The organism is Pseudomonas sp. KH_027, assembly GCF_057838565.1.
In genome coordinates this window covers 2,532,983-2,555,500 of sequence record NZ_CM174470.1, presented here as the reverse complement: position 1 = coordinate 2,555,500, position 22,518 = coordinate 2,532,983, and the positions used below count along the sequence as shown (strand labels likewise).

Sequence of the window (22,518 nt, the reverse complement as noted above, 5' to 3'; positions counted from 1 at the left end):
TCCCAGTACACACAGTGGTAATGGAGACAGCATGAACATCACGTCCACCGCTCCGAGATTCCTGAAGAGCGCGTCCTCGGCCCAATTTCATGGGCCACCTCTGTAAGCAAGCGGCAACGCCGGTCGGCTGTGCCGGCATTGCAGGAAGACCTACCCAGCGTTGAGTGCCGATGAGCACAAGCGATTCAGGTGCTGCCGCTGGGCAGTCTTGCCTTACCCATTATTAGAAATTTATGTCAATGCGCAGTTGTGCCTGTGCCGGGCTGACTCATGCCTTTTTTTGTCGGCTCTGGGGAAACATCACATCGTGGAGCGACCAACATGGCTACCCCCCAATATAACTTCACCGTCACCCAACTCGACCTCGAATTCATTCTGAAACAGATCAAGATTGCAGAGGCAAGCACCACCCCTGATGGCTCCATAGCCGGATTGGCAGAGCTGGTGGGCAGCCCACTGCTACCGTTTGGCTTGCGCACGGTCGATGGCTCCTGGAACAGCTTGCTGCCAGGGCAGGAGCTGTTGGGCGCTGCCGACAACATCATGCCGCGGCTGACCCCAGCGAACTTCCAGGATGCTGAAGCGGGCACCAGCTATGACAGCGCTGGCACGGTTATCGATTCCCAGCCGCGGATCATCAGCAACCTGATCGTCGATCAGACGGCGAGCAACCCGGCTGCCGTGATTGCCGCCGAGGATGTCGCGGCGGCGCTCGGCAATCCCGTGGTTTCGTCGCCCAACGGCAGCTTGTTCATTCCAAACCTTTCGCCCGATATCGGGTTGTCGCCGGCGTTCAATGGTTGGATGACCTTTTTCGGTCAGTTCTTCGATCATGGCCTCGATCTGGTCACCAAGGGGGGTAATGGCATCGTCTTCGTGCCCCTGCAGCCGGATGATCCACTGTATGTCGAGGGCAGCCCGACCAACTTCATGGTGCTGACGCGCGCCACCCAGGTTGCCGGCCCCGGGGTGGATGGCATTCTCGGTACGGCCGATGACACCACCCATGAAAGCATCAACACCACCACGCCTTTCATCGACCAGAACCAGACCTATACCTCGCATCCTTCGCACCAGGTGTTCCTGCGCGAGTACGTGATGGTGGATGGCAAGCCCGTGTCAACCGGCCACCTGCTGGATGGCGCCCATGGCACTGGCAACTGGGGCGAGGTCAAGGCGCAGGCGTCGAGCCTGCTCGGTATCCGCTTGACCGACATGGACGTGCATGACGTGCCGCTGCTCGCCACCGATCGCTATGGGGAGTTCATCCGTGGCGAGAATGGCTTTGTTCAGATCGTTACGGCTACGGGGCTGGTTGAGGGCGACCCGAGCGCCAATGGCGGGCTTGGCATCGACATCCCTGCGGATGCATTTCACACCGGGCATGCGTTCCTCAACGACATTGCCCATGGTGCGGCGCCGGCTGCGGGGTTGGTCGCCGACAGTGATGATACCGTCGGTTCACTGCCTAACCCGGACTACGATCCGACGCTGCCGGTAGGTCCGAACAACTCGCCCGTGCTTCCCCAGGCGGCGGGTACCTACGACAACGAATTGCTCGACCGGCACTTCATCACTGGCGACGGTCGTGGTAACGAGAACATCGGCCTGACCACTGTCCATACCATCTTCCATTCCGAGCACAATCGCCTGGTCGAGGATTACAAAAACACCATCCTCGAGAGCGGCGATCTGACGTTTATCAATGAATGGCTGCTGACCGACCTGCCGGATCTGGCCTCGGTACCGACGACCGCAGAGGGCATCGCCGCGCTGAACTGGGACGGTGAACGCCTGTTCCAGGCCGGCCGCTTCGTCACCGAAATGCAGTATCAGCATTTGGTCTTCGAAGAGTTCGCCCGGGCGGTGCAGCCGGCAATCGATCCATTCGTATTTTCCAACAGTGCCGACATCGACCCGGCCATCTTTGCCGAGTTCGCCCATGTGGTTTATCGCTTCGGGCACTCGATGCTCACCGAAACGGTATCGCGGATCGATATCGACATGCAGGCCAATGATGTCGGCCTGATCCAGGCCTTCCTCAACCCGCTCGAGTTCGATCAGGACGGTGCACTGTCGTTGGATGCCGCCGTCGGCTCCATCGTGCGCGGCATGACCCGCCAGGTCGGCAACGAGATCGATGAATTCGTCACCGAGGCATTGCGCAACAACCTGGTGGGTCTGCCCCTGGACCTGGCCACGTTGAACATGGCGCGCGCGCGCGAGACGGGTATGGCGACGTTCAATGAGGCCCGTGCGCAGTTCTTTGCCATGACCGGTGACAGCCAACTCAAGCCGTACAGCAGTTGGGCCGACTTTGCGCCGCATCTGAAAAACCCGGCGTCGATCATCAACTTCATCGCCGCCTATGGCACCCACGACAGCATCACCGCGGAAACCACCTTGGCGGGCAAGCGTATTGCCGCGACCCTGCTGGTGATGGGCGATTTTGATCTCGATGGCAGCGGCGTTATTGACCCGAATGAAATCGCCCCGGCGGATCGGGTCGATTTCCTCAACCATACCGGCTCCTGGGCGAATAGCGAGACCGGTTTGAACACGGTCGATTTCTGGATCGGTGGGCTGGCCGAAGCGAAGAATGAGTTCGGCGGCATGCTGGGCTCGACCTTCAACTTCGTGTTCGAGATGCAGATGCAAAACCTGCAAAATGGCGATCGCTTCTACTACCTCAGCCGTACCCAGGGCACCAATATGCTCAATGAGCTGGAGGCGAACACCTTTGCCGCGATGGTCATGCGTAATTCCGACCTGGGGGCGGAGGGTTCATCGCATCTGCCCAGCCTGCTCTTCGGCACGGCGAACTACATCCTGGAAATCGACCAGAGCAAACAAATCGGTGCAGACCCTGTCGGCGACAACCCGATCCTCAACGCACTCAACCCCCTGGTGATCCGGCATGCGCCGGGTGCCGACGTGGACGGCGACGGTAAAGCCGACGGTGGCTACCTCAAGTACTCAGGTGCGGATCATGTGGTACTGGGCGGCACCGCAGGCAATGACACGCTGTTGGGCGGCAAAGGCATCGACTCGTTGTGGGGGGATGCAGGCAACGACCGCCTGGATGGTGGCGATGAAGCTGACCAGGTGCACGGTGGCGATGGTGACGACATCATCACCGACACCGGAACCCCGGTGGGCGGCGCCGACTTCCTGCATGGCGATGAAGGCAATGACGTTATCTCTTCCGGCATGGGTAACGACCTGAGCTTCGGCGGCGGCGGCAATGACTTCATCATCGTCGGTGCCGACCCGCAGGAAGTGTTTGCCGGGCGCGGCGATGACTTTGTCCTCGGGGGCAGCGGGCAGGATGCGTTGCTGGGCAACGAAGGCAATGACTGGATCGAAGGCGGGGAGGGGTTCGACTCCTTGTCCGGGGAGAACTCCGAGTTGTTCTTCAACAGTCCGATCATCGGCCATGACGTACTCAATGGTCAGGGCAATGACACCGACTACGATGGCGAGTCCGGTGACGACATCATGGTTCAGGGTCCAGGCATTCAGCGCAATAACGGCATGCTGGGTTTCGACTGGGCGATCCACAAAGGCGACTCCGTGGGGGCCAATTCCGACCTGGGCATCCCCATTTTCACGACCCAGCCAGAACTGATCCTGCGTGACCGTTTCGACTCGGTCGAGGGGTTGTCGGGGTGGCGGTTCAATGACGTCTTGATAGGCACCAACGTTCCCGTTGGTGCAGCCGGAGTGGTAGACGGTGGCGGGGGCGTAATCGGCGGCGGCCCGTTGGACAGTGCGCTCTTGCAGAAGAATGTGTCCCTGATCAACGGCTTGCAGGAACTGCTCGGGGTGCCGGCCGATGCCGACCCCAATGCCGTTGCCTTTGACCCCAGCGCCGGTGCCGACATCCTCATCGGTGGTGCCGGCAGCGACAAGATGACCGGCAAGGCCGGCAACGATCTGATCGATGGCGATGCCTGGTTGAACGTGCGCATCGCCGTCGCGGCGGGCCCGAACAATGCCGCGTTCACGGTCGATAGCATGAACGAGATCAGAGATCGCATGCTTTCCGGCCAAATCAATCCCGGCCAGCTCAGCATCGTTCGGGAGATCGTGACGAATGGCGCCCAGAACAGTGACCTCGATACGGCCGTGTACTTGGGGGATTTTGCCGACTACACCATCGTCGAAAACGGTGACGGTAGCTTCACCGTAACCGACGACAATCCCAACGCCGGCGGCCTTGGGCTCGCCGCCGACGAGGGGATCGATACGCTGAGAAACATCGAGCGGTTGCAGTTCGCCGACCAGACCGTCGTGATCAATCGGGCCGCCACGGGGGCGTCGGTGATAAGCGATACGACGCCAACCGAGGATCAGTTGCTGACGGTGACATTGGGCACCATCGCCGATCCCGACGGCATCGACTTCACGACATTGCAGTTTATCTGGCAGGCCGAGACGGCCCCCGATGTGTGGAGCGATGTCGGCACCGGCACGAGCTTCCAGCCGGGCGATGCGCAGGTTGGTCAGGCACTGCGGGTGATGACGTTGTTCAGCGACAACTTCGGAAGTTTCGAGAGCCTCATCTCCGAGCCGACTGCGGCGGTCGTCAATGTCAACGATGCCCCAGTCGGTAGCGTGCTGATCAGCGATACCACCCCGACCGCCGACCAGCTGCTGACCGCGACACAGGCCTTCACCGACGCCGATGGAACCGCTGGCGTGGTCTTCAGCTATCAGTGGCAAGCAGGCAGCGGCACGAACTTCGGGGACATCGCCGGGGCGACGGCTGCGACCTTTACTCCGACCGCGGCACAAGTCGGTCAACAGCTGCGCGTCGTTGTGCGCTACACCGACAATGGCAACACTCTCGAATCGGTCTTCAGCGCTGCGACAGTGGCGCTGGCGGCCAATCCATTCGCTGGTACCGCTGGCGATGATGTGATCGTTGGCACGGCTGGCAACGACGTGATCACGGGTCAGGGTGGCAACGACACGCTCAGTGGCTTGGCTGGCAACGATAGCCTGGATGGTGGTGCCGACAACGACATGCTCAACGGCGGCGCCGGTCTCGACACGCTGGTCGGTGGCCTGGGCAATGATGTACTGATCGGCGGTACTGGCAACGACATCATGGCGGGTGGTGCGGGTAACGACACCTATGAAGTCACCGAAGCCGGCGATCAGGTGATCGAGGTGGCAGGTGAAGGTATCGACACCGTTTGGAGCTATCTGGCGAGTTACACCCTGGGTGCCAACGTCGAGAGCCTGGTGTATGGCCCGGCGCTGGGCAACTTCAGTGGTACTGGTAACGCCTTGAATAATCTGATTCGGAGTAATGCCGGCAACGACACGCTCAGTGGTTTGGGCGGTAACGACACACTTAACGGAGGCGCCGGTACCGACATGCTCAACGGTGGTGCCGGTAATGACACTCTGAATGGTGACGTCGGCAATGATGTGCTGATCGGTGGTACCGGCAACGACAACATGTTCGGCGGCGTCGGTGGCGACACCTATGAAGTCACCGAGGCCGGCGATCAGGTGACCGAGTTGGCGGGCGAGGGCAGCGACACGGTCTGGGCTTATCTGGCGAGTTACACCCTGGGTGCCAACGTCGAGAGCCTGGTGTATGGCCCGGCGCTGGGCAACTTCAGCGGTACCGGTAACGCCTTGAACAACCTGATCCGGAGTAATGCGGGTAACGACACGCTCAACGGCGGAGCCGGCAACGACAACCTCAATGGGGGGGCTGGTAACGACACCCTGGTCGGTGGCACGGGCAATGATGTGCTGATCGGCGACTTGGGCAACGATACCTTCATGTTCGCTGCCGGCTTTGGCAGCGACCTGATCCAGGGGTTCGACGCCAACCCGGCGGGTGGTCAGGATGTGCTAAACATTGCCGCGTTGGGCATTACCGCCGCGACCTTTGCCGCCAACGTGACCATCGCCGATGTTGGTGCGGACACCTTGGTGACGGTCGGTGCGGGGTCGATCCGCCTGGTAGGGATCGCCGATGCCACTACCGTGACTCAAACCGACTTCGGTCTGGCGGTATAAGGATGTCGTTGTAACAACGCTGAGCTGAAAGCAATGGCGGTGTGTGCCTGAAAGGCCATGCACCGCCATTTTTATTTCGAGAAGGGCGCTTTTATCACATGCCTGAATTGAACCAGCTGCTCACAAGCGCCAAGGTTCGCTCGCGCCGTTGCGGCCAGTCGCCCTCGATGTTGCGATAGGGCTGCTGGTGATGTTCCAGCCATTCGCGGCAGTCATGATGAAATTGCACACGCTGGTGCAGCGCGGGTTGGCAACGCTGGCCATCGTCGACCCAGGGTATGCCGGCAGGGTCGAGCAGTAGATGCAGGTCATAGCGGCGCGCCAGCAACTCAGATTCGAGCCAGTCCGGGCAGTCGTCAAACAGCGCGCGGCTCCAGAGCAGGTTGCTGAGCAGGTGCGTGTCGAGAATCAGCAAGGCCGGGCGTTCGGCGCGTGCGGCGTCTTCCCAGGCGAGTTGGCCGCGGGCGATGGCGGGGATATCGGCGTAACAGGTATCGCGGCCTTCGCGCTCGATAAAGAGGCGAACGTATTCGCCTACCACCTGGCCACCGAAAGCGCCCTGGATGTCTTTGGCCAACTCACTTTTGCCGCTGGATTCCGGGCCGGTCAGCACCAGGACTTTCATGCGTTGACCAGCGCCGGATCGCGCCGCCAGTCACGCCAGCCTTGCACTGCGATCAGGGTGAATACGGCGTACAGCGCGGCGGTCAGATACAGCACCTTGGAGAGGAATAAGCCAACAAACAGTACGTCCAGTACGATCCACAGCGGCCAGCATTCCAGCCGCTTTTGCGCCATCCAGACCTGGGCGACCAGGCTGAAGGCCGTCAGCGCGGCATCCATCCAGGGTGCCGCGGCATCGGTGTAATGGGCCATCGGATAGCCCAGGGCAAGGCTGCCGAGGCTGCCGATCAGCAGGCTGAGCAACAGGCCGGTAGAACTCAGGCGACTGACCAGGCGGCCATGCTGCAGCGGACCGCCACGCGTCCACTGCCACCAGCCGTACAGTTGCAGCGCGGCGTAGACAACGTGCAGCAGCATGTCGGAATACAGCTTCACCTCGAAGAAAATCCAACTGTAGATCAATACCATCAGCAAGCCGATCGGCCAGCACCAGGGGTTCTGTTTCACGGTGAGCCCGACGGCGATGACGCCAAGCGTGGCGGCGAAGAGTTCCAGCACAGACATTGACGGCCCTCGGCAGCGGGCACCGAGCCCGTGTACGGATAAAAAACGAAGGGCGATTGTAACGACTTCGGCCGATGACGGCCTTATGCGAGCAGGGCGAGGGATTGATGCGTTTGGACTGCGCCCGGTGAAACACGGGTCAACGCATTAGCACACCAGGCTGTCGGCTTGGCGATAGAGCATCAGCAGCTTGCGGGTGATGGTCTGATGGATGTCGTCGCGTTCGAAGGAGGAGAGGTGGGTGAGTTTGTTCACCTGCAGGCGGTGCAGGTGGATATAGGGCATCTGCTGGTCGAACTCGCGCAGATCGCCCTTCATCATGATCGGCAGGAAGACATCGCCGATCTTCTTCTGGCTGCTGATGATCTGCGCCAGGGCGGGCTTGAACGCCATGGTTTTAGGCGCAGGCCCACCTTCTATGATTTCAGTGCTCAGCAACAGCCCGGGCTTGCCCAGCACCACACCCGGCAGTACGCATAGCCCGGTTTTGCGCACGGCGTTGGCCTCGATACCATGCAAGGTGTCGTGGAACGCGTAGGCATTGGGCAGCACCACCATCTTGCGGCCCTGGTCGGTGGGGAAGTGCAGGGTGTAGTTGGTATAGAGCTGGCGCACGGACTCGGAGTACACACACAGACGGTTCTCGAACAGCCGGATGAAGCGCTCGGCCAGTTCGCGGCGGGCCATGCTTGCCATATCCCACACCAGGTCCTGATTCTGCGGCTGGGTGAGATCGACTTCTTGGTGCTCCATGCTGTTCATGTATCCCTCATACGCGGAATTGTCCTAACAAGCGGTTCAACTGTTCAGCCAACTGATTCAGGTGTTGGCTGGCACCGCTCGACTGTTCCGCCGCCAGCGCATTGTTGTGGGCCAGGCTGGCGGCCTGGGTGACATTCTGATTGATATCCTCTACGACATGCGACTGTTGCAGGGTGGCACTGGCGATCGAGGCATTCAAGCCCGTCAGGTTGCGCAGTGACTGACCGATCAGGTTCAGACTTTCGCCCGCCTGGCGCGCCTGCTCGACGGTGAGCTGGGAGGCGCGGCTGCTTTCGTTGATCACCTTGACCGCCGCTTCGGAATTGGTTTGCAGGCGTTCGATCATGACCTGGATTTCGGCAGTGGATTTCTGCGTGCGCTGGGCCAGCAGCCGCACTTCATCGGCCACCACGGCAAAGCCACGGCCCTGCTCGCCGGCACGGGCGGCTTCGATGGCGGCATTCAGCGCCAGTAGGTTGGTCTGTTCGGCGATGGAGCGAATCACTTCCAGCACGCCACCAATCTGCGTGCTTTCCTGGGCCAGGGTGCGGATCACCTCCACGGCCTGGTCGATGGTGCCGGAGAGCAGGCCGATCTGCTGCACGCTGCTGTCGATGTTCTGCTGGCCCTGCTTGGCCTGGCCTTCGGCAACGCGCACTTCGCTGGAGGCATGCTCGGCGTTTTTCGCCACATCCTGCACGCCATAGGTAACCTGGTTGATCGCCGTGGCGACCAGTTCCATCTGTTGCGATTGCTGCTGGCTGTCTTGCTGGGCCTTGTTGGCAATCCCGCCAAGGGAGTCGGCGGATCGGTCCAGGGCGCCGGCGGCTTCGAGCAGTTGGCCGATCACTCGCCGCAATTTGGCGGTGAAGTCGTTGAAGTGGTTGGCCAGCGCGGTCAGTTCATCGCGGCCCTGAGTGTCCAGGCTGAGGGTCAGGTCGCCTTCGCCGCTGGCGATGTTGGCCATCGCATTGACGGCGTCCTGCAGCGGGCTGGCGATGCTGCGGGCGATCAGCATGACCAGCAAGGTCATCAGAATGGCGATGCTCAGGACGATGCCACAGGTGCGCCAGGCCTGGGCGCGGAACTCGGCCTGCATGTCGTCGATATAGATGCCCGAACCTATGACCCAACCCCAGGGCTGGAACAGCTCGACGTAGGAGACTTTGGGTACCGGCTGGCTGGCGCCGGGCTTGGGCCAGCGGTAGTCGACCATGCCGGCGCCTTTGGCTTTGGCTATTTTCACCATTTCATTGAACAGGAACTTGCCGTCCGGGTCCTTCAGGCTGGAGAGATCCTGGCCGTCCAGCTTGGGATTGGTCGGGTGCATGATCATCTTCGGACCCAGATCGTTGATCCAGAAATAATCACCCTGGTCGTAGCGCAGGCCACGGATCAGCGCCATGGCCTGCTTCTGCGCCTGCTCGCGGGGCAGCGTACCGGCGCTTTCCAGGCCCTGGTAGTACTCGAGAACGCCCGCGACGCTTTGCACCACATGCTGGGTTTTCTGCACCTTGCCGGCGTACAGGTCGGTATTGACCTGCCGCAACATCAGCGCGCCGAGGCTGATCAGCATCAGTATGGCGACGGCGAGGATCAGCCACAGTCGGCGGCTGATGGGCACGTTGCGTAGGCTGTTCATGGACCGGCACTCCTGGATCTTATTGTTTAGCTGTATGCATCCGCACGAATGTTGGTCTAACCAGGCAGGGCGCGCCAGTGGCCTTATTGGCAGCAGCGCTTACTCGGGATGTCTGTTAGCATTTCGGCGCCCAAGCGGCAAACCTGAGCGCCTGCTGGTTTGAAGTTCCGTTTTGGCGCCCGATTTGTTGCTCGCGAGCCTCGCGTTCGCCACGCCGCACGATAACCAAATAGATTTGTTCGCGATGCCTGCCATCGCATCATGGGGGATTGCATGGATGTTTGGAGCGCCGCGCAGGCGTTTATTCTGGGTATCGTCGAGGGGCTCACCGAATTCTTGCCGATTTCCAGTACCGGTCACCAGATCATAGTCGCGGATTTGCTGAATTTCGCGGGTGAGCGGGCGATGGCCTTCAACATCATCATCCAGCTCGGTGCGATCCTGGCGGTGGTGTGGGAATACCGGCGCAAGATCCTCGATGTGGTCATCGGCCTGCCGACAGAACCGCAGGCGCAACGCTTCACCAGCAACCTGCTGATCGCTTTCCTGCCTGCCGTGATCCTTGGCGTGGCCTTCGCCGATCTGATTCACCACTACCTGTTCAACCCCATCACCGTGGCGAGCGCGCTGGTAGTGGGTGGCGTGATCATGTTGTGGGCAGAGCGCCGCCAGCACCAGGTGCATGCCGAAAGCGTCGATGAGATGACCTGGAAGGACGCCCTCAAGGTCGGCTGCGCCCAATGCCTGGCGATGATTCCCGGCACCTCGCGTTCCGGCGCCACCATCATTGGCGGCCTGCTGTTCGGCCTGTCGCGCAAAACCGCCACCGAGTTCTCCTTTTTCCTGGCGATGCCGACCATGGTCGGTGCGGCGGTGTATTCCGGCTACAAGTACCGGGATTTGTTTCAGTACAGCGACCTGCCGGTCTTCGCCATTGGTTTCGTCACCTCCTTTATCTTTGCCATGCTGGCGGTGCGCGGGCTGTTGAAATTCATTGCCAGTCACAGTTATGCGCTGTTCGCCTGGTATCGCATCGGCTTCGGCCTGTTGATTCTGGCCACCTGGCAGTTGGGCCTGATCGACTGGAGCACGGCGCAGCATTGATCCAGCGGTATTGAACGAATGGAGGCCGTCCATGGGTAATCAACTCCCCGTTTCGCCCACCGAGCGCTTCGACAGCCCGGAGCAGACACCGATTACCCGCGAAACCGTGCTGCGTTACCACTACTGCTGGAAGCACCGGGATCTCGACGGGGTGATGGCGCTCTATCACCCGGAGGTCGAATACAACGACTTCTTCCAGAATCGGGTGATGCACCTGCATGAGTTGCGCGATTACGTGCGCCTGACCATGCCCCGTGGCCCGGACGAGGCGCTGGAACACAGCGACCGGATTCGCCTGGATGGCGACACGGCCTTTATCCAGTACCGGATCACCTTGCGTGGCGGCGAAGGCCTGGTGTCGTTCCGTACCAGCGAGGCGCTGACGGTGCGCGACGGGCTGATCTGGCGGGTCAACGAGTACGCCTCCCTGGTGCATGAAAAACGCGCGCCCGACGTTGCCGCCGACCGTCGCCCGGCCACCAGCCGTCTGGGCCTCTCGGCGCGGCAGCTGGGCTTCCTGGCGCAAGACCTGCAGCAGTACTTCGCCGCTCATCAACCCTATCTCGACCCGGAACTGAACCTGCAGCAGGTGGCGACCCACAGTGGCTACAGCCGCAACCAGATTTCCTACCTGCTCAACCAGGTGCTCGGGCAGAGCTTCTACCGCTACGTGAACCAGGCGCGTCTGCAGCATTTGCTGGCCGCGCTGGAGACGGCAACGCTACCGTTGCGCATCGACGAGCTGGCCTTCGCCGCGGGTTTCAATTCGCTGTCAGCCTTCTACAACTGCTTTCGCCAGCACACCGGGCTGTCGCCCAAGGCCTATTTGAAGCTCAGCGCCGATGAGCAGATTTCTTTGCGGGCACGCGCGCAAGACAAGCCCTGAGCTGAGCCATTAGTCTCTTTCGGAATACAGTCCAACACTGGAGTTTCCGAATGACGGCCTGGCGCAACATCAGCCTGTGGATGGATCAGCTCGATGATCAGCTTGTTGCTCGCCCGGCTCTGGGCGGCGCACTTGAAGCTGACGTAGCGATCATCGGCGCGGGCTATACCGGGCTGTGGACCGCCTACTACCTCAAGCGTCAGGCGCCCACCTTGCGCATTGTCATCGTCGAAGCCGAGACCGCCGGCTTTGGTGCCTCCGGGCGCAACGGTGGCTGGCTGATGGGCAATATGCTCGGCGAAGATGGCCTGCTCGCCGGCCTGCCCAGCGCGCAGCGGCAAGCGGCCTACGACCTGCTGCACGGCATTCCCGACGAAGTCGCGGTGGTACTCGCCCGCGAAGGTATCGACTGTGACTACCGTAAAGCCGGGGTGCTGTACTGCGCCGCGCGTTACCCGGAGCAGGAAGCCAGCCTGCGCCAACACTTGCAGCAGCTCTACAGCCAGGGCCTGAGCGAAGCGGATTATCGCTGGCTGAGCCCGGCGCAACTGAGCGAGCAACTGCGCATCGCCAATTCGTTCGGGGCGATCCACACCCCGCACTGCGCGACCATCCAGCCGGCCAAGCTGGTGCGCGGCCTGGCGCGTACTGTCGAGCGCATGGGCGTGCAGTTGTTTGAAAAAAGCCGCGTCATCGACTGGCAGCCGGGCTCGATCCGTACCGAACACGGCGAAGTGCGCGCCCACTGGGTGGTGCCGGCGGTGGAGGGTTACTCGGTCACCTTGCCACCCCTGGGCCGCTACCAATTGCCGGTGCAAAGTCTGCTGGTGGCGACCGCGCCATTGCCCGCCAGCACCTGGGCCGAGATCGGTCTGGAGCGCGGCCAGGCTTTCAGCGAAAGCAGCCGCCAGGTTACCTACGGCCAGCGCAGCGCCGACGACCGGCTGGTGTTCGGCGCCCGCGGCGGCTATCAATTCGGCGGCAAACTGCGCCATGACTTCAATCTTGGCGAGGATGAAATCGGTCTGCGCCGTTACCTGTTCGGCGAACTTTTCCCGCAGTTGAAAGAGGTCGAGATCACCCATTCCTGGGGCGGCAACCTGGGCATGTCACGGCGCTTTCACCCGCACATGCTCTGTGATCGCAAGAACGGCATTGCCCTGTCCGGTGGTTATGGCGGGGAGGGCGTGGGCGCCAGCAACCTCGGCGGCCGCACCCTGGCGGACCTGATTCTCGGCCAGGACAGCGCGCTCACCCAGCAGCCCTGGGTGATCGACGGCGGCGCCATCGCCCAATCACTGAAAGCCTGGGAGCCCGAACCCTGCCGCTGGTTGGGCTACAACGCGATCATCCGCAGTTTCGTGCATGAGGATCAGGTACTCGCCAACCCGCACAACCCTGCTTGGAGACGCCAACTCGCCAGCCGCCTGGCGGACTTCATGGAAGGTTTCATGCGCTAAATCCGCGCCAGTTACTGACTGGCGGCCGATCAACAAAAGGTACGCGAACCATGAGCATCACCCATTTCAAAAACACCGCCAGCGTGGCCCTGGCCGACTCGACGCCAGTTGCCGTGCCCTTGGGCGAGCCCATCGCCATCGCCTCGACCACCAGCGTGGAACGGCCCGATGGCGTCGAGACCGGCATCTGGGAATGCACGCCGGGCCGTTGGCGGCGGCAGATCGTGCAGCAGGAGTTCTGCCACTTCATCCAGGGCCGCTGCACTTTCACCCCGGACGGCGGCGAACCGCTGCAGATCCAGGCCGGCGATGCCTTGCTGCTGCCGGCCAACAGCACCGGTATCTGGGATATCCAGGAAACCGTACGCAAGACCTATGTGCTGATTTTCTAAGATCGCTGACTTTCCAAGAACGTTGCACGCAGCACCTTGAACAACTGCCAGCCCAAGAATCCTAAGCCACAACAAAATCAAAGCAGGGGACAGACATGCGCAAGCTGATAGCACCACTAATGTTGGTGGCCTCGATGAGCCAGGCCGCCGAAACCGTGAAGATCTACAACTGGTCCGACTATATCGCCCCGGATACCTTGAAGAACTTCCAGGCTGAAACCGGCCTGCCGACCGTCTATGACGTGTACGACAGCAACGAAACCCTCGACGGCAAGTTGATGACCGGCAAATCCGGTTACGACGTGGTGTTTCCGTCCAACCACTTCATGGCGCGGCAGATTCAGGGCGGCGCGCTGAAGGTGCTGGACAAGAGCCAGTTGCCGAACTGGAAGAACCTCAACCCGGTGTTGCTCAAAGCCCTGGAGGGCAACGATCCGGGCAACCAGCACGGCTTCCCCTATCTGTGGGGCAGCACCGGCATCGGTTACAACGTGGCCAAGGTCAAGGCGGTGCTCGGCGACGATGTGGCCCTGGACTCCTGGGATTTGATCCTCAAGCCGGAAAACATGAAAAAGCTCAGCCAGTGTGGCGTGGCGATTCTCGACAACGGTCCGGAAATGCTGCCGGTAACGCTCAACTACCTGGGCCTGCCGCATCACAGCAAGAATGCCGCGGACTACAAAAAAGCCGAAGCGACCTTGCAGCAGGTGCGCCCCTATGTGCGCTACTTCCACTCCTCGAAATATGTCAGCGACCTGGCGAACGGCGAAATCTGCGTAGCGGTGGGCTTCTCCGGCGACATCATGCAGGCCGCCAACCGCGCCAAGGAAGCCAAGAACGGCGTGGAAATCGGCTATTCAATCCCCAAGGAAGGCGCGCCGATGTGGTTCGACATGGTGGCCATGCCCGCCGATGCACCGGATGAAAAAGCCGCCTACGCCTTCATGAACTACCTGCTGCGCCCCGAGGTAATGGCCAGCATCAGCGATTACGTGCGCTACGCCAACGGCAACGAGAAGGCCGATGGCCTGGTCAGCGCCGAGCTCAAGGCCGATACCAAGGTTTACCCGACCGCGCAGATGATGACCACGCTGTTCGCCCTGGAAGCCATGCCGCTGGACATCGACCGTGTTCGCACCCGCCTGTGGAACAAGATCAAGTCCGGTAACTGAGTCGCCAACCCGGCGTCAGCGCTCTACGCTGACGCCGGACGCTTTTCACCACGGGTAAAAGAGGCACAAGCCGTGGCGCTCTTGTAACCTTGGCGGCCACCAGGGCCAGGCCAGTTTGCAGACGATGGAAATGCGCGGTTCGATCAAAAGCTGGAACGATGACAAGGGTTTTGGCTTCATCACGCCAGAGCGGGGTGGCAGCCAGGTGTTCGTGCACATCTCGGCCATGCGCGGCGATCGCCGGCCGCTGCCGGGTGATCCGGTGTTCTACATCGCCGGCAAGGATGACCAGGGGCGCCTGCGCGCCGAACATATGCGCCTGGATGGTCCGCTGAGCCTCGACACGCCGAGTATCCGCAACAAACCCCAAGCCCTCAAAGCCGAGCCGGTCAAGCCAGGGCTCAAGCCGCGCCAGCAAACCCGGCGCTCCGTTCGTGAGCCTGCTTCCGCTTCGGCGCAACGCCTCGGAGTCAAAACCCTGCTGTTCGCCGGCCTGTGCCTGCTGCCGGCGTTCGGCGCGATACAGTTGCTGTTGGCGCATGCCTTTATCTGGCCCTTATGCGCCTATGTGCTCATCAGCCTCGTGACCTTCGTTCTTTATGCGCAGGATAAGCACCGCGCCCAGAACGGTGGTTGGCGTACGCCGGAAAGCACCCTGCATGCTGCCGAACTGCTTGGCGGCTGGCCCGGCGCCTTGCTGGCGCAGCAGGTGTTCCGGCACAAAACCCGCAAGGCCTCCTATCAGCTGGCGTTCTGGCTGATCGTGCTGTTGCATCAGGCGTTCTGGGCCGATTGGCTGCTGCTCAAAGGCGCATACCTTGGGCCGTTGATGCGAGGGTTGCTGCCGCTCGGCTAGTCGCCAGGTTGGCATGATACGCCATCAAATCCGGCCCCCCGCGAGACAACGCTGGCGCCTCAGTCCAGGTCGAGCAGCAAACCGGCCTGGCGGATCTTCGGTAGCCTGCGCACCACCAGTTGATGGGAGCGGGCGAGCAGGTCTTTCAATTCGGCATCGCCCATCGGGTAGGGCGTGCTCATGAAAATCCAGTGCGCGCGCGCGAGGTAGGGCGCAGGCCTGATACCAGGGCGGTCGACATAGCCGAGGAACAGCTCGCTATCGACCTTGAACGCCAGGCCGTCGCCAAGAAAATCGAGAATGGCGACCATCTTGTTGCCGGCGATGGAGAACACCCGATTGTCGCCCCACTTGAGGTCTTCGCGAACGCCGGGCAGTTGCAGCAGAAAGGTGGCGACAGCTGTGGGCGTCATGCCTGGCTCCGGTTCGATGGGCGATCAGCGTTCGGCAACGGTAGGCTCATAACGGTAGGGGCCAGTCGGTTTTGAAGGCTTCGGTCAGGTGCTCGATCCAGGCGCGCACGGTTGGCGACATGCCGCGCCGGTGCGGATAAACCGCCTGCAGATAACCGCTGGGCAGCGTCCAGTCCGGTAGCAAGCGCTGCAGGCGGCCATCGGCCAGCTCCTCCTGGCAATATAGCCACGGCAGCAAGGTCATGCCCAGGCCCGCCAGGGCTGCGGTTTTACGTACGACGAAATCGTCGATGCCCAGGCGCGGCTCTAGGGCGATATCGCGCTTGCTGCCATCGGCGCCGAGCAGGCGGAAATGCACTTTGCGGTCGGCTTCCACTGCACCGAGTACCGGCAGGCTGGCCAGGTCGCTGGGCTCGTTGATCTGCCGGCCTTCCAGCAGGGCGGGCGCCGCGACCAGGGCCAACTGCGCCGGGCGCAACTTGCGCACGATCAGCGCCGGGTCTTCATCGCCTTCATCGCGCACCCGCAGCGCCACATCGATGCCCTCGCCCAGCACATCGACCCGACGATTGAGTAGCAGCATGTCCAGGTGCACCTGCGGATAGGCGCTGAGAAAGTCAGCGATGATCTGCGGCAGGTAGGATTGCGCCAGCGCTACCGGGCTCGACACCCGCAGGCGCCCGCGGGGTTCGCTGGAGAGCGTGGCGACGGCCTCATCGGCCATTTCCGCTTCCAGCAACATGGCCTGGCAGTGACGGAAGTAACGTTCGCCAATATCGGTCAGCGACAGCTTGCGCGTGCTGCGCTGCAGCAGGCGGGCACCCAAGCGGTTTTCCAGTTCGGCGATGCGCCGTGACAGCCGCGATTTGGGGATGCCCAGGAGCCTGCCGGCCGCCGCAAAACCACCGGCTTCGACCACTTTGGCGAAATAAAACAGATCGTTCAGGTCTTGCATGGTTATCATCGTCCTATCAGTGGGACGAACTATCACATTTTCGCTGACTAATAAGCCATTGGTTTCATTGGTAGGCTTTGTCCCACTTGATCGCCAGCCGGCGATTCCTACTTGGGAGAACGCCATGAAACTTCTGCATATCGATTCCAGCATCCTCGGCGACGCATCGGCTTCCCGCCAACTCGGCCACAGCGTGGTAGCGGCCTGGCAGGCCGCCGAGCCGGCTGCCCACGTCAGCTACCGCGACCTGGCCGGCGATGCCCTGAGCCACTTGTCGTCCGCCAGCCTGGTGGCTGCTGGCACACCGGCCGAGCTGCGCGACGCCGCGCAGAAGCACGAAGCCGAACTGGCCGAGTCGACCCTGCAGCAATTTCTCGATGCGGACGCCATCGTGATCGGCGCGCCGATGTACAACTTCACCGTGCCGACCCAATTGAAAGCCTGGATCGACCGTATCGCGATTGCCGGCAAGACCTTCACCTACGACGAGAACGGCCCGAAAGGCCTGGCGGGCGGCAAGAAAGTGGTGATCGTTTCCACCTCCGGTGGCCTGCATGCCGGTCAGCCGACGGGCGTCGCCCACGAGGATTACCTGCTGGTGGTACTCGGCTTCCTCGGCATCACCGACATCGAAATCGTCCGTGCCCACGGCCTGGCCTATGGCGAAGAGCCGCGCGCCAATGCCATCGCCGGCGCGCAGCAGCAGATCAGCGAGCTTTTCGCGGCCGTTTCCGCCTGATCGATTGCCCGGTTGAAAACCAATCCCCGTTTCGACGGGGATTTTTTTGGCGCTGTCCCAATTACCTGTGGCGACACACTGCTCTTGGCCGGGTCGCTCGCCTGCGCTGCTCAGCGTGCACGGTGGCCCCCCGCGTTCGCGAGGATGACGGCGCAAGGCCAGCTTTTGCGCCAACCTCATCAATTCCCGCGAATGCTCGATTCACTGCGTACGGCGAGACAACCACAGGCTGAGCAGCAGGCCCGCCAGCGACAGCAATGCCGCGCTGAGAAAGATCGAGGGGTAGCCGTAGCCCAATGCCACGGCCCCCATCAACGGCCCGGCAATCGCCAGGGCCAGGTCGAAGAACACCGCATAGGCACTCAAGCCAGCGCTACGGCTGGAGGCGGGTACCTGTTTGATCGCTTCAACGCCCAATGCCGGATACACCAACGACAGGCCGAAACCGGCAAGTGCGGCGCCGGTCATCGCCAGGGTTGGGGAGGGCGCCAGCCAGAGCAGCAGCAAGCCGAGGGTTTCAATGCTCATGCAGGTAATGGTGACGCTGTAGCCACCGAAACGGTTGATCGCATCGATGAACAGCAGCCGCGCGGCAATGAAGGCGACGCCGAATGCCGTCAGGCAATACGCCGCGCCCACCCAGCCCTGGCTGAAATAGAACAGGGTGACGAAGGTGGTCAGCGTGCCGTAACCGATGGAGCCTAGCGCCAAGCCAAAGCCGTAAGGGGCAATACGCCCGAGCACGGCGCGAAAGGGCAGGCGTTCGCCGGCCAGGACCGGCACCGAAGGTTTGTTCCAGATAATCAGCAAGCCCAGCGCGGCCAGCAACATCAGCGCCGCGCCCATGCTCCACAGCCCCAGGCCCGCGACCATCACCACCCCGAGCGGGGCGCCGATCGCGATCGCGCCGTAGGCCGCGATGCCGTTCCAGGAAATCACCCGCGCCGTGTGCTCCACGCCGACCCGGCCGATGCCCCAGCTGATGGTGCTCACGCCCATCAACCCCTGGGTCACGCCGAGCAGCAACCGGGCCACCAGCAGAATCACCAGGCTCAACAGCGGCAGGCTCTGCAGCAGCACAGAAATCAGCGTCAGCAGACCGCTGAGGGCGATGCCGAGCAAACCATAAACGATGGCTTTCTTGGTGCCCAGGCTGTCGGCCAGGCGACCGGCCAGCGGGCGGCTCAGCAGCGTGGCGAGGTACTGCGAGCCGATGGTCAGGCCGGCGATGACCGCGCCGTAACCCAACTGGTCATGGACGAAACCCGGCACCACGGCAATGGGAATGCCGATGCAGAGAAAACCCAGAAAGGTGAAAAAAACGATACCCACGATCTGTAGGGTGATCGCCGTCGAGCGGGTTGAGGGGGCTTCGGCAGACATTTCGGTTCTTCGCAGCAGTGCAGGCAGAGTCGTAATCATCGCTGCTGATTGAAGATAAAGGAAGCTAGCTAACGATCTGTTTCGTCGCCCGGCTGGATTGCACGGGCAGGAGAAAGGCGTAGCGGAATGCAAAACGCCCCGTCGGAACGGGGCGTTTTCAGTGACGCGTGCAGGCCTCGATCAGACCAGCACGCCCTGGCTGCGCAGGTAGTCGTCGTAAGTGCCGCTGAAGTCGATCACGCCGCTGGCGGACAGTTCGATGATGCGCGTGGCCAGGGAGGACACGAACTCACGGTCATGGCTGACGAAGACCAGCGTGCCCGGGTAGTTCTCCAGCGCCAGGTTGAGCGCCTCGATGGATTCCATGTCCAGGTGGTTGGTCGGTTCGTCCATGATCAGCACGTTGGGCTTTTGCAGGATCAGCTTGCCGAACAGCATGCGGCCTTGCTCGCCACCGGAAATCACCTTCACCGACTTGAGGATCTCGTCGTTGGAGAACAGCATGCGGCCGAGCGTGCCGCGCACCACCTGCTCGCCACCTTGAGTCCACTGGCCCATCCAGTCGAACAGGTTGCAGTCGTCTTCGAAGTCGTGCGCGTGGTCCTGGGCGTAATAGCCCAGTTCGGCGCTTTCGGTCCACTTCACGGAGCCGGCATCCGGGCTCAGTTCACCGACCAGGGTGCGCAGCAGGGTGGTCTTGCCGATACCGTTGGGGCCGATGATCGCCACGCGTTCGCCGGCTTCGACGGTGAAGCTGAAGTTCTTGAACAGCGTCTTGCCGTCAAAACCCTTGGCCATGTGCTCGACCGTCACGGCCTGGCGGTGCAGCTTCTTGGTCTGCTCGAAGCGAATGAACGGGCTGACGCGGCTGGACGGCTTGACCTCGGCCAGCTGGATCTTGTCGATCTGCTTGGCGCGCGAGGTGGCCTGCTTGGCTTTCGAGGCGTTGGCCGAGAAGCGGCTGACGAAGTTCTGCAGCTCGGAAATCTGCGCTTTCTTCTTGGCGTTGTCGGACAGCAACTGTTCGCGCGACTGGGTGGCGGCGGTCATGTACTCGTCGTAGTTGCCCGGGAACAGACGCAGCTCGCCGTAATCCAGGTCAGCCATGTGGGTGCACACGCTGTTGAGGAAGTGCCGGTCGTGGGAAATGATGATCATGGTGCTGTTGCGCGTGGTCAGCACGTTTTCCAGCCAGCGGATGGTGTTGATATCCAGGTGGTTGGTCGGTTCGTCGAGCAGCAGCACTTCTGGATCGGAGAACAGCGCCTGGGCCAGCAATACGCGCAGCTTCCAACCAGGGGAGACTTCGCTCATCGGGCCGAAATGCTGTTCGATGCCGATACCCAGCCCCAGCAGCAGTTCACCGGCGCGGGATTCGGCGGTGTAGCCGTCCATCTCGGCGAACTCGGTTTCCAGCTCGGCCACGGCCATGCCGTCGTCTTCGCTCATTTCCGGCAGCGAGTAGATGCGGTCGCGCTCGGCCTTGACCTTCCACAGCTCCTCGTGACCCATGATCACGGTGTCGATCACGCTGAACTCTTCGTAGGCGAACTGGTCCTGGCGCAGTTTACCCAGGCGCACGTTCGGCTCCAGCATCACCTGGCCACCGGAGGACTCCAGATCGCCGCCGAGGATCTTCATGAAGGTCGACTTGCCGCAGCCATTAGCCCCGATCAGGCCGTAACGGTTGCCGCCGCCGAACTTGACGGAAACGTTCTCGAACAGGGGTTTGGCCCCGAATTGCATGGTGATATTGGCGGTGGAGATCACGAATCTGGTCCAGGAAGCGAGCGCACGCAGCGCGAAAGGGTCGCGATTGTAGCGGGTTAGCGCGTCGAAGGGCAGTCGGCGGGACAGATGGATGCCGTATCGCCGGCAAAAACAGCCTTATTCGCGGTAAAACACCTGCACCAGGTGAAAGCCGAACTGGCTTTTCACCGGGCCATGCACTTCCCGCAGCGGTTTTTTGAAGATCACCTGATCGATGGCCTTGACCATCTGCCCCGGGCGTACCTCGCCCAGGTCGCCACCGCGTTTGCCGGAGGGGCAGGTCGAGTATTTTTTCGCCAGCACATCGAAGGCTTCGCCCGCGGCGATGCGTTTTTTCAGCGCAGCGGCTTCAGCTTCGGTCTTGACCAGAATGTGGCGGGCCATTGCCTTTGCCATGACGGGCTCCTCATTTTTCACGGGTGCGTATTGTGCCAGTATTTGTTGCGCCATCAGAATGACGCCCATTTCAAAGCTTTCCGATTTGTCAGGGCACTGCCGAATCCGGCCTAACGTATTAAATCCAATCGACGGGAACGCTGCCCCATGGACCTCAATTCGATGCTGAAAATCCTGGCCAGCCAGGATGGTTCCGACCTCTACCTGTCCACCGGGGCGCCACCCTGCGCCAAGTTCAACGGCGTGCTCAAACCGCTCAGCGCCGAGCCGCTCAAGGCGGGAGAAGTGGCGGAGATCGCCGACTCGATCATGGATTCGGCGCAAAAGGTCGAATTCGAGCGCGAACTGGAGATGAACCTGGCCATCTCGCTGGCCGGTATCGGCCGTTTTCGCATCAATATCTTCAAGCAGCGCAACGAAGTGTCCATCGTCGCGCGCAACATCAAGCTGGATATTCCCAAGTTCGAAGACCTCAAGCTACCGGAAGTGCTGCTCAAGACCGTGATGGAAAAACGCGGGCTGGTGCTGTTCGTCGGTGGCACCGGCTCGGGCAAATCCACCTCCCTGGCGGCGCTGATCGACTACCGCAACCGTAACAGCGGCGGGCATATCATCACCATCGAAGACCCGGTCGAGTACGTGCACCGGCACAAGAAGTCGATCATCAACCAGCGCGAAGTCGGCGTGGATACCCGCAGCTTTCATGCCGCGCTGAAGAACACCCTGCGCCAGGCGCCGGATGTGATCCTGATCGGCGAGATTCGCGACCGCGAGACCATGGAGCATGCCCTGGCATTTGCCGACACCGGCCACCTGGCGATTTCGACCCTGCACGCCAACAACGCCAACCAGGCGCTGGATCGGATCATCAACTTTTTCCCTGAGGAACGCCGCCCGCAGCTATTGAACGACCTGGGCAACAACCTCAAGGCCTTCGTCTCCCAGCGCCTGGTCAAGACCGTCGACGGCAAGCGCCGCGCAGCGGTGGAAGTGCTGCTCGGCACGCCGACCATCCGTGACCTGATCAAGCGCAGCGATTTTGGCGATATCAAGGAGATCATGGAAAAATCCAGGAACCTCGGCATGCAGACCTTCGACCAGGCGCTGATCGAGCTGGTCAACGAAGGCGTGATCGACGAAGAAGAAGCGGTGAAAAACGCCGATTCGGCGAACAACGTGCGGCTAAAACTCAAGCTCTACCGCGAAGCCCCAGTAGCCCCGGCAGCCCCAGCACCCGCCGTCGTTGCCGCACCGGCCAAGGCTGCCGATATCGGCGATTGGGGGATGGAGCTGAAGCTGGAAGAAATCGAAGCCCCGGCCCCTCCAGAAGACCCAGGCCGCCAAGGCATCTGACTTTA

18 protein-coding genes are annotated in these 22,518 nt (G+C 61.6%); 9 read left to right on the top strand and 9 right to left on the bottom strand.

Annotation, left to right across the window (positions count from 1 at the left end):
* The first annotated feature begins 321 nt into the window (after window positions 1–321).
* On the top strand, window positions 322–6,042 hold the full coding sequence (locus AC3IYG_RS12070) for a peroxidase family protein (protein ID WP_489308674.1): 5,721 nt from the start codon (window positions 322–324) through the stop codon (window positions 6,040–6,042).
* Window positions 6,043–6,136: 94 nt separating this feature from the next.
* Here the strand turns inward: AC3IYG_RS12070 and AC3IYG_RS12065 are convergent, their stop codons facing one another.
* From AC3IYG_RS12065 to AC3IYG_RS12050, 4 genes are all read right to left on the bottom strand, one after another.
* The gene (locus AC3IYG_RS12065) at window positions 6,137–6,667 is read right to left on the bottom strand and encodes an AAA family ATPase (RefSeq protein ID WP_489308672.1); all 531 of its coding nucleotides are present in this window, start codon (window positions 6,665–6,667) and stop codon (window positions 6,137–6,139) included.
* A complete protein-coding gene (gene pnuC, locus AC3IYG_RS12060; RefSeq protein ID WP_489308670.1) occupies window positions 6,664–7,230 on the bottom strand; it encodes a nicotinamide riboside transporter PnuC in 567 nt (188 codons plus the stop codon). Before pnuC ends, AC3IYG_RS12065 begins: the two co-directional genes overlap by 4 nt.
* Before the next feature lie 147 nt (window positions 7,231–7,377).
* On the bottom strand, window positions 7,378–7,992 hold the full coding sequence (locus tag AC3IYG_RS12055) for a hypothetical protein (RefSeq protein WP_489308668.1): 615 nt from the start codon (window positions 7,990–7,992) through the stop codon (window positions 7,378–7,380).
* A 7-nt stretch (window positions 7,993–7,999) separates the two neighbouring features.
* On the bottom strand, window positions 8,000–9,634 hold the full coding sequence (locus tag AC3IYG_RS12050; RefSeq protein WP_489308666.1) for a methyl-accepting chemotaxis protein: 1,635 nt from the start codon (window positions 9,632–9,634) through the stop codon (window positions 8,000–8,002).
* A 273-nt stretch (window positions 9,635–9,907) separates the two neighbouring features.
* Here AC3IYG_RS12050 and AC3IYG_RS12045 point away from each other — a divergent pair, with 273 nt between their 5' ends.
* From AC3IYG_RS12045 to AC3IYG_RS12020, 6 genes are all read left to right on the top strand, one after another.
* Window positions 9,908–10,738 (top strand): undecaprenyl-diphosphate phosphatase, encoded by an 831-nt coding sequence (locus tag AC3IYG_RS12045; RefSeq protein WP_489308664.1) that lies wholly within the window; start codon window positions 9,908–9,910, stop codon window positions 10,736–10,738.
* Between the two features lie 31 nt (window positions 10,739–10,769).
* A complete protein-coding gene (locus AC3IYG_RS12040; protein ID WP_489308662.1) occupies window positions 10,770–11,624 on the top strand; it encodes a helix-turn-helix domain-containing protein in 855 nt (284 codons plus the stop codon).
* Between the two features lie 50 nt (window positions 11,625–11,674).
* On the top strand, window positions 11,675–13,084 hold the full coding sequence (locus AC3IYG_RS12035; protein ID WP_489308660.1) for an NAD(P)/FAD-dependent oxidoreductase: 1,410 nt from the start codon (window positions 11,675–11,677) through the stop codon (window positions 13,082–13,084).
* Window positions 13,085–13,134: 50 nt separating this feature from the next.
* Complete coding sequence (locus AC3IYG_RS12030) at window positions 13,135–13,476, top strand: cupin domain-containing protein (protein WP_489308659.1); 342 nt, start codon at window positions 13,135–13,137, stop codon at window positions 13,474–13,476.
* 95 nt (window positions 13,477–13,571) lie between these two features.
* Entirely contained in the window at window positions 13,572–14,648 is a 1,077-nt protein-coding gene (locus tag AC3IYG_RS12025) for a polyamine ABC transporter substrate-binding protein (protein ID WP_489308657.1), read from the top strand.
* A 124-nt stretch (window positions 14,649–14,772) separates the two neighbouring features.
* On the top strand, window positions 14,773–15,504 hold the full coding sequence (locus tag AC3IYG_RS12020; protein ID WP_489308655.1) for a DUF1294 domain-containing protein: 732 nt from the start codon (window positions 14,773–14,775) through the stop codon (window positions 15,502–15,504).
* 59 nt (window positions 15,505–15,563) lie between these two features.
* On the opposite strand, the gene AC3IYG_RS12015 is transcribed toward AC3IYG_RS12020, so the two are convergent.
* Window positions 15,564–15,917, bottom strand: a complete 354-nt coding sequence (locus AC3IYG_RS12015) for an MmcQ/YjbR family DNA-binding protein (RefSeq protein ID WP_489308654.1) — start codon at window positions 15,915–15,917, stop codon at window positions 15,564–15,566.
* 46 nt (window positions 15,918–15,963) lie between these two features.
* The gene (locus AC3IYG_RS12010) at window positions 15,964–16,872 is read right to left on the bottom strand and encodes a LysR substrate-binding domain-containing protein (protein ID WP_489308652.1); all 909 of its coding nucleotides are present in this window, start codon (window positions 16,870–16,872) and stop codon (window positions 15,964–15,966) included.
* A gap of 124 nt (window positions 16,873–16,996) precedes the next feature.
* Between AC3IYG_RS12010 and AC3IYG_RS12005 the strand changes: the two genes are divergently transcribed.
* Window positions 16,997–17,611, top strand: a complete 615-nt coding sequence (locus AC3IYG_RS12005; RefSeq protein ID WP_489308650.1) for an FMN-dependent NADH-azoreductase — start codon at window positions 16,997–16,999, stop codon at window positions 17,609–17,611.
* A gap of 201 nt (window positions 17,612–17,812) precedes the next feature.
* On the opposite strand, the gene AC3IYG_RS12000 is transcribed toward AC3IYG_RS12005, so the two are convergent.
* From AC3IYG_RS12000 to AC3IYG_RS11990, 3 genes are all read right to left on the bottom strand, one after another.
* The gene (locus AC3IYG_RS12000) at window positions 17,813–18,994 is read right to left on the bottom strand and encodes an MFS transporter (RefSeq protein WP_489308648.1); all 1,182 of its coding nucleotides are present in this window, start codon (window positions 18,992–18,994) and stop codon (window positions 17,813–17,815) included.
* A gap of 180 nt (window positions 18,995–19,174) precedes the next feature.
* Window positions 19,175–20,764, bottom strand: a complete 1,590-nt coding sequence (locus AC3IYG_RS11995; protein WP_489308646.1) for an ABC-F family ATPase — start codon at window positions 20,762–20,764, stop codon at window positions 19,175–19,177.
* Between the two features lie 117 nt (window positions 20,765–20,881).
* A complete protein-coding gene (locus AC3IYG_RS11990; RefSeq protein ID WP_489308644.1) occupies window positions 20,882–21,160 on the bottom strand; it encodes a peptidylprolyl isomerase in 279 nt (92 codons plus the stop codon).
* A 147-nt stretch (window positions 21,161–21,307) separates the two neighbouring features.
* On the opposite strand from AC3IYG_RS11990, the gene AC3IYG_RS11985 reads away from it, so the two are divergent.
* Window positions 21,308–22,513 (top strand): PilT/PilU family type 4a pilus ATPase, encoded by a 1,206-nt coding sequence (locus AC3IYG_RS11985; protein WP_489308643.1) that lies wholly within the window; start codon window positions 21,308–21,310, stop codon window positions 22,511–22,513.
* Window positions 22,514–22,518 lie beyond the last annotated feature (5 nt).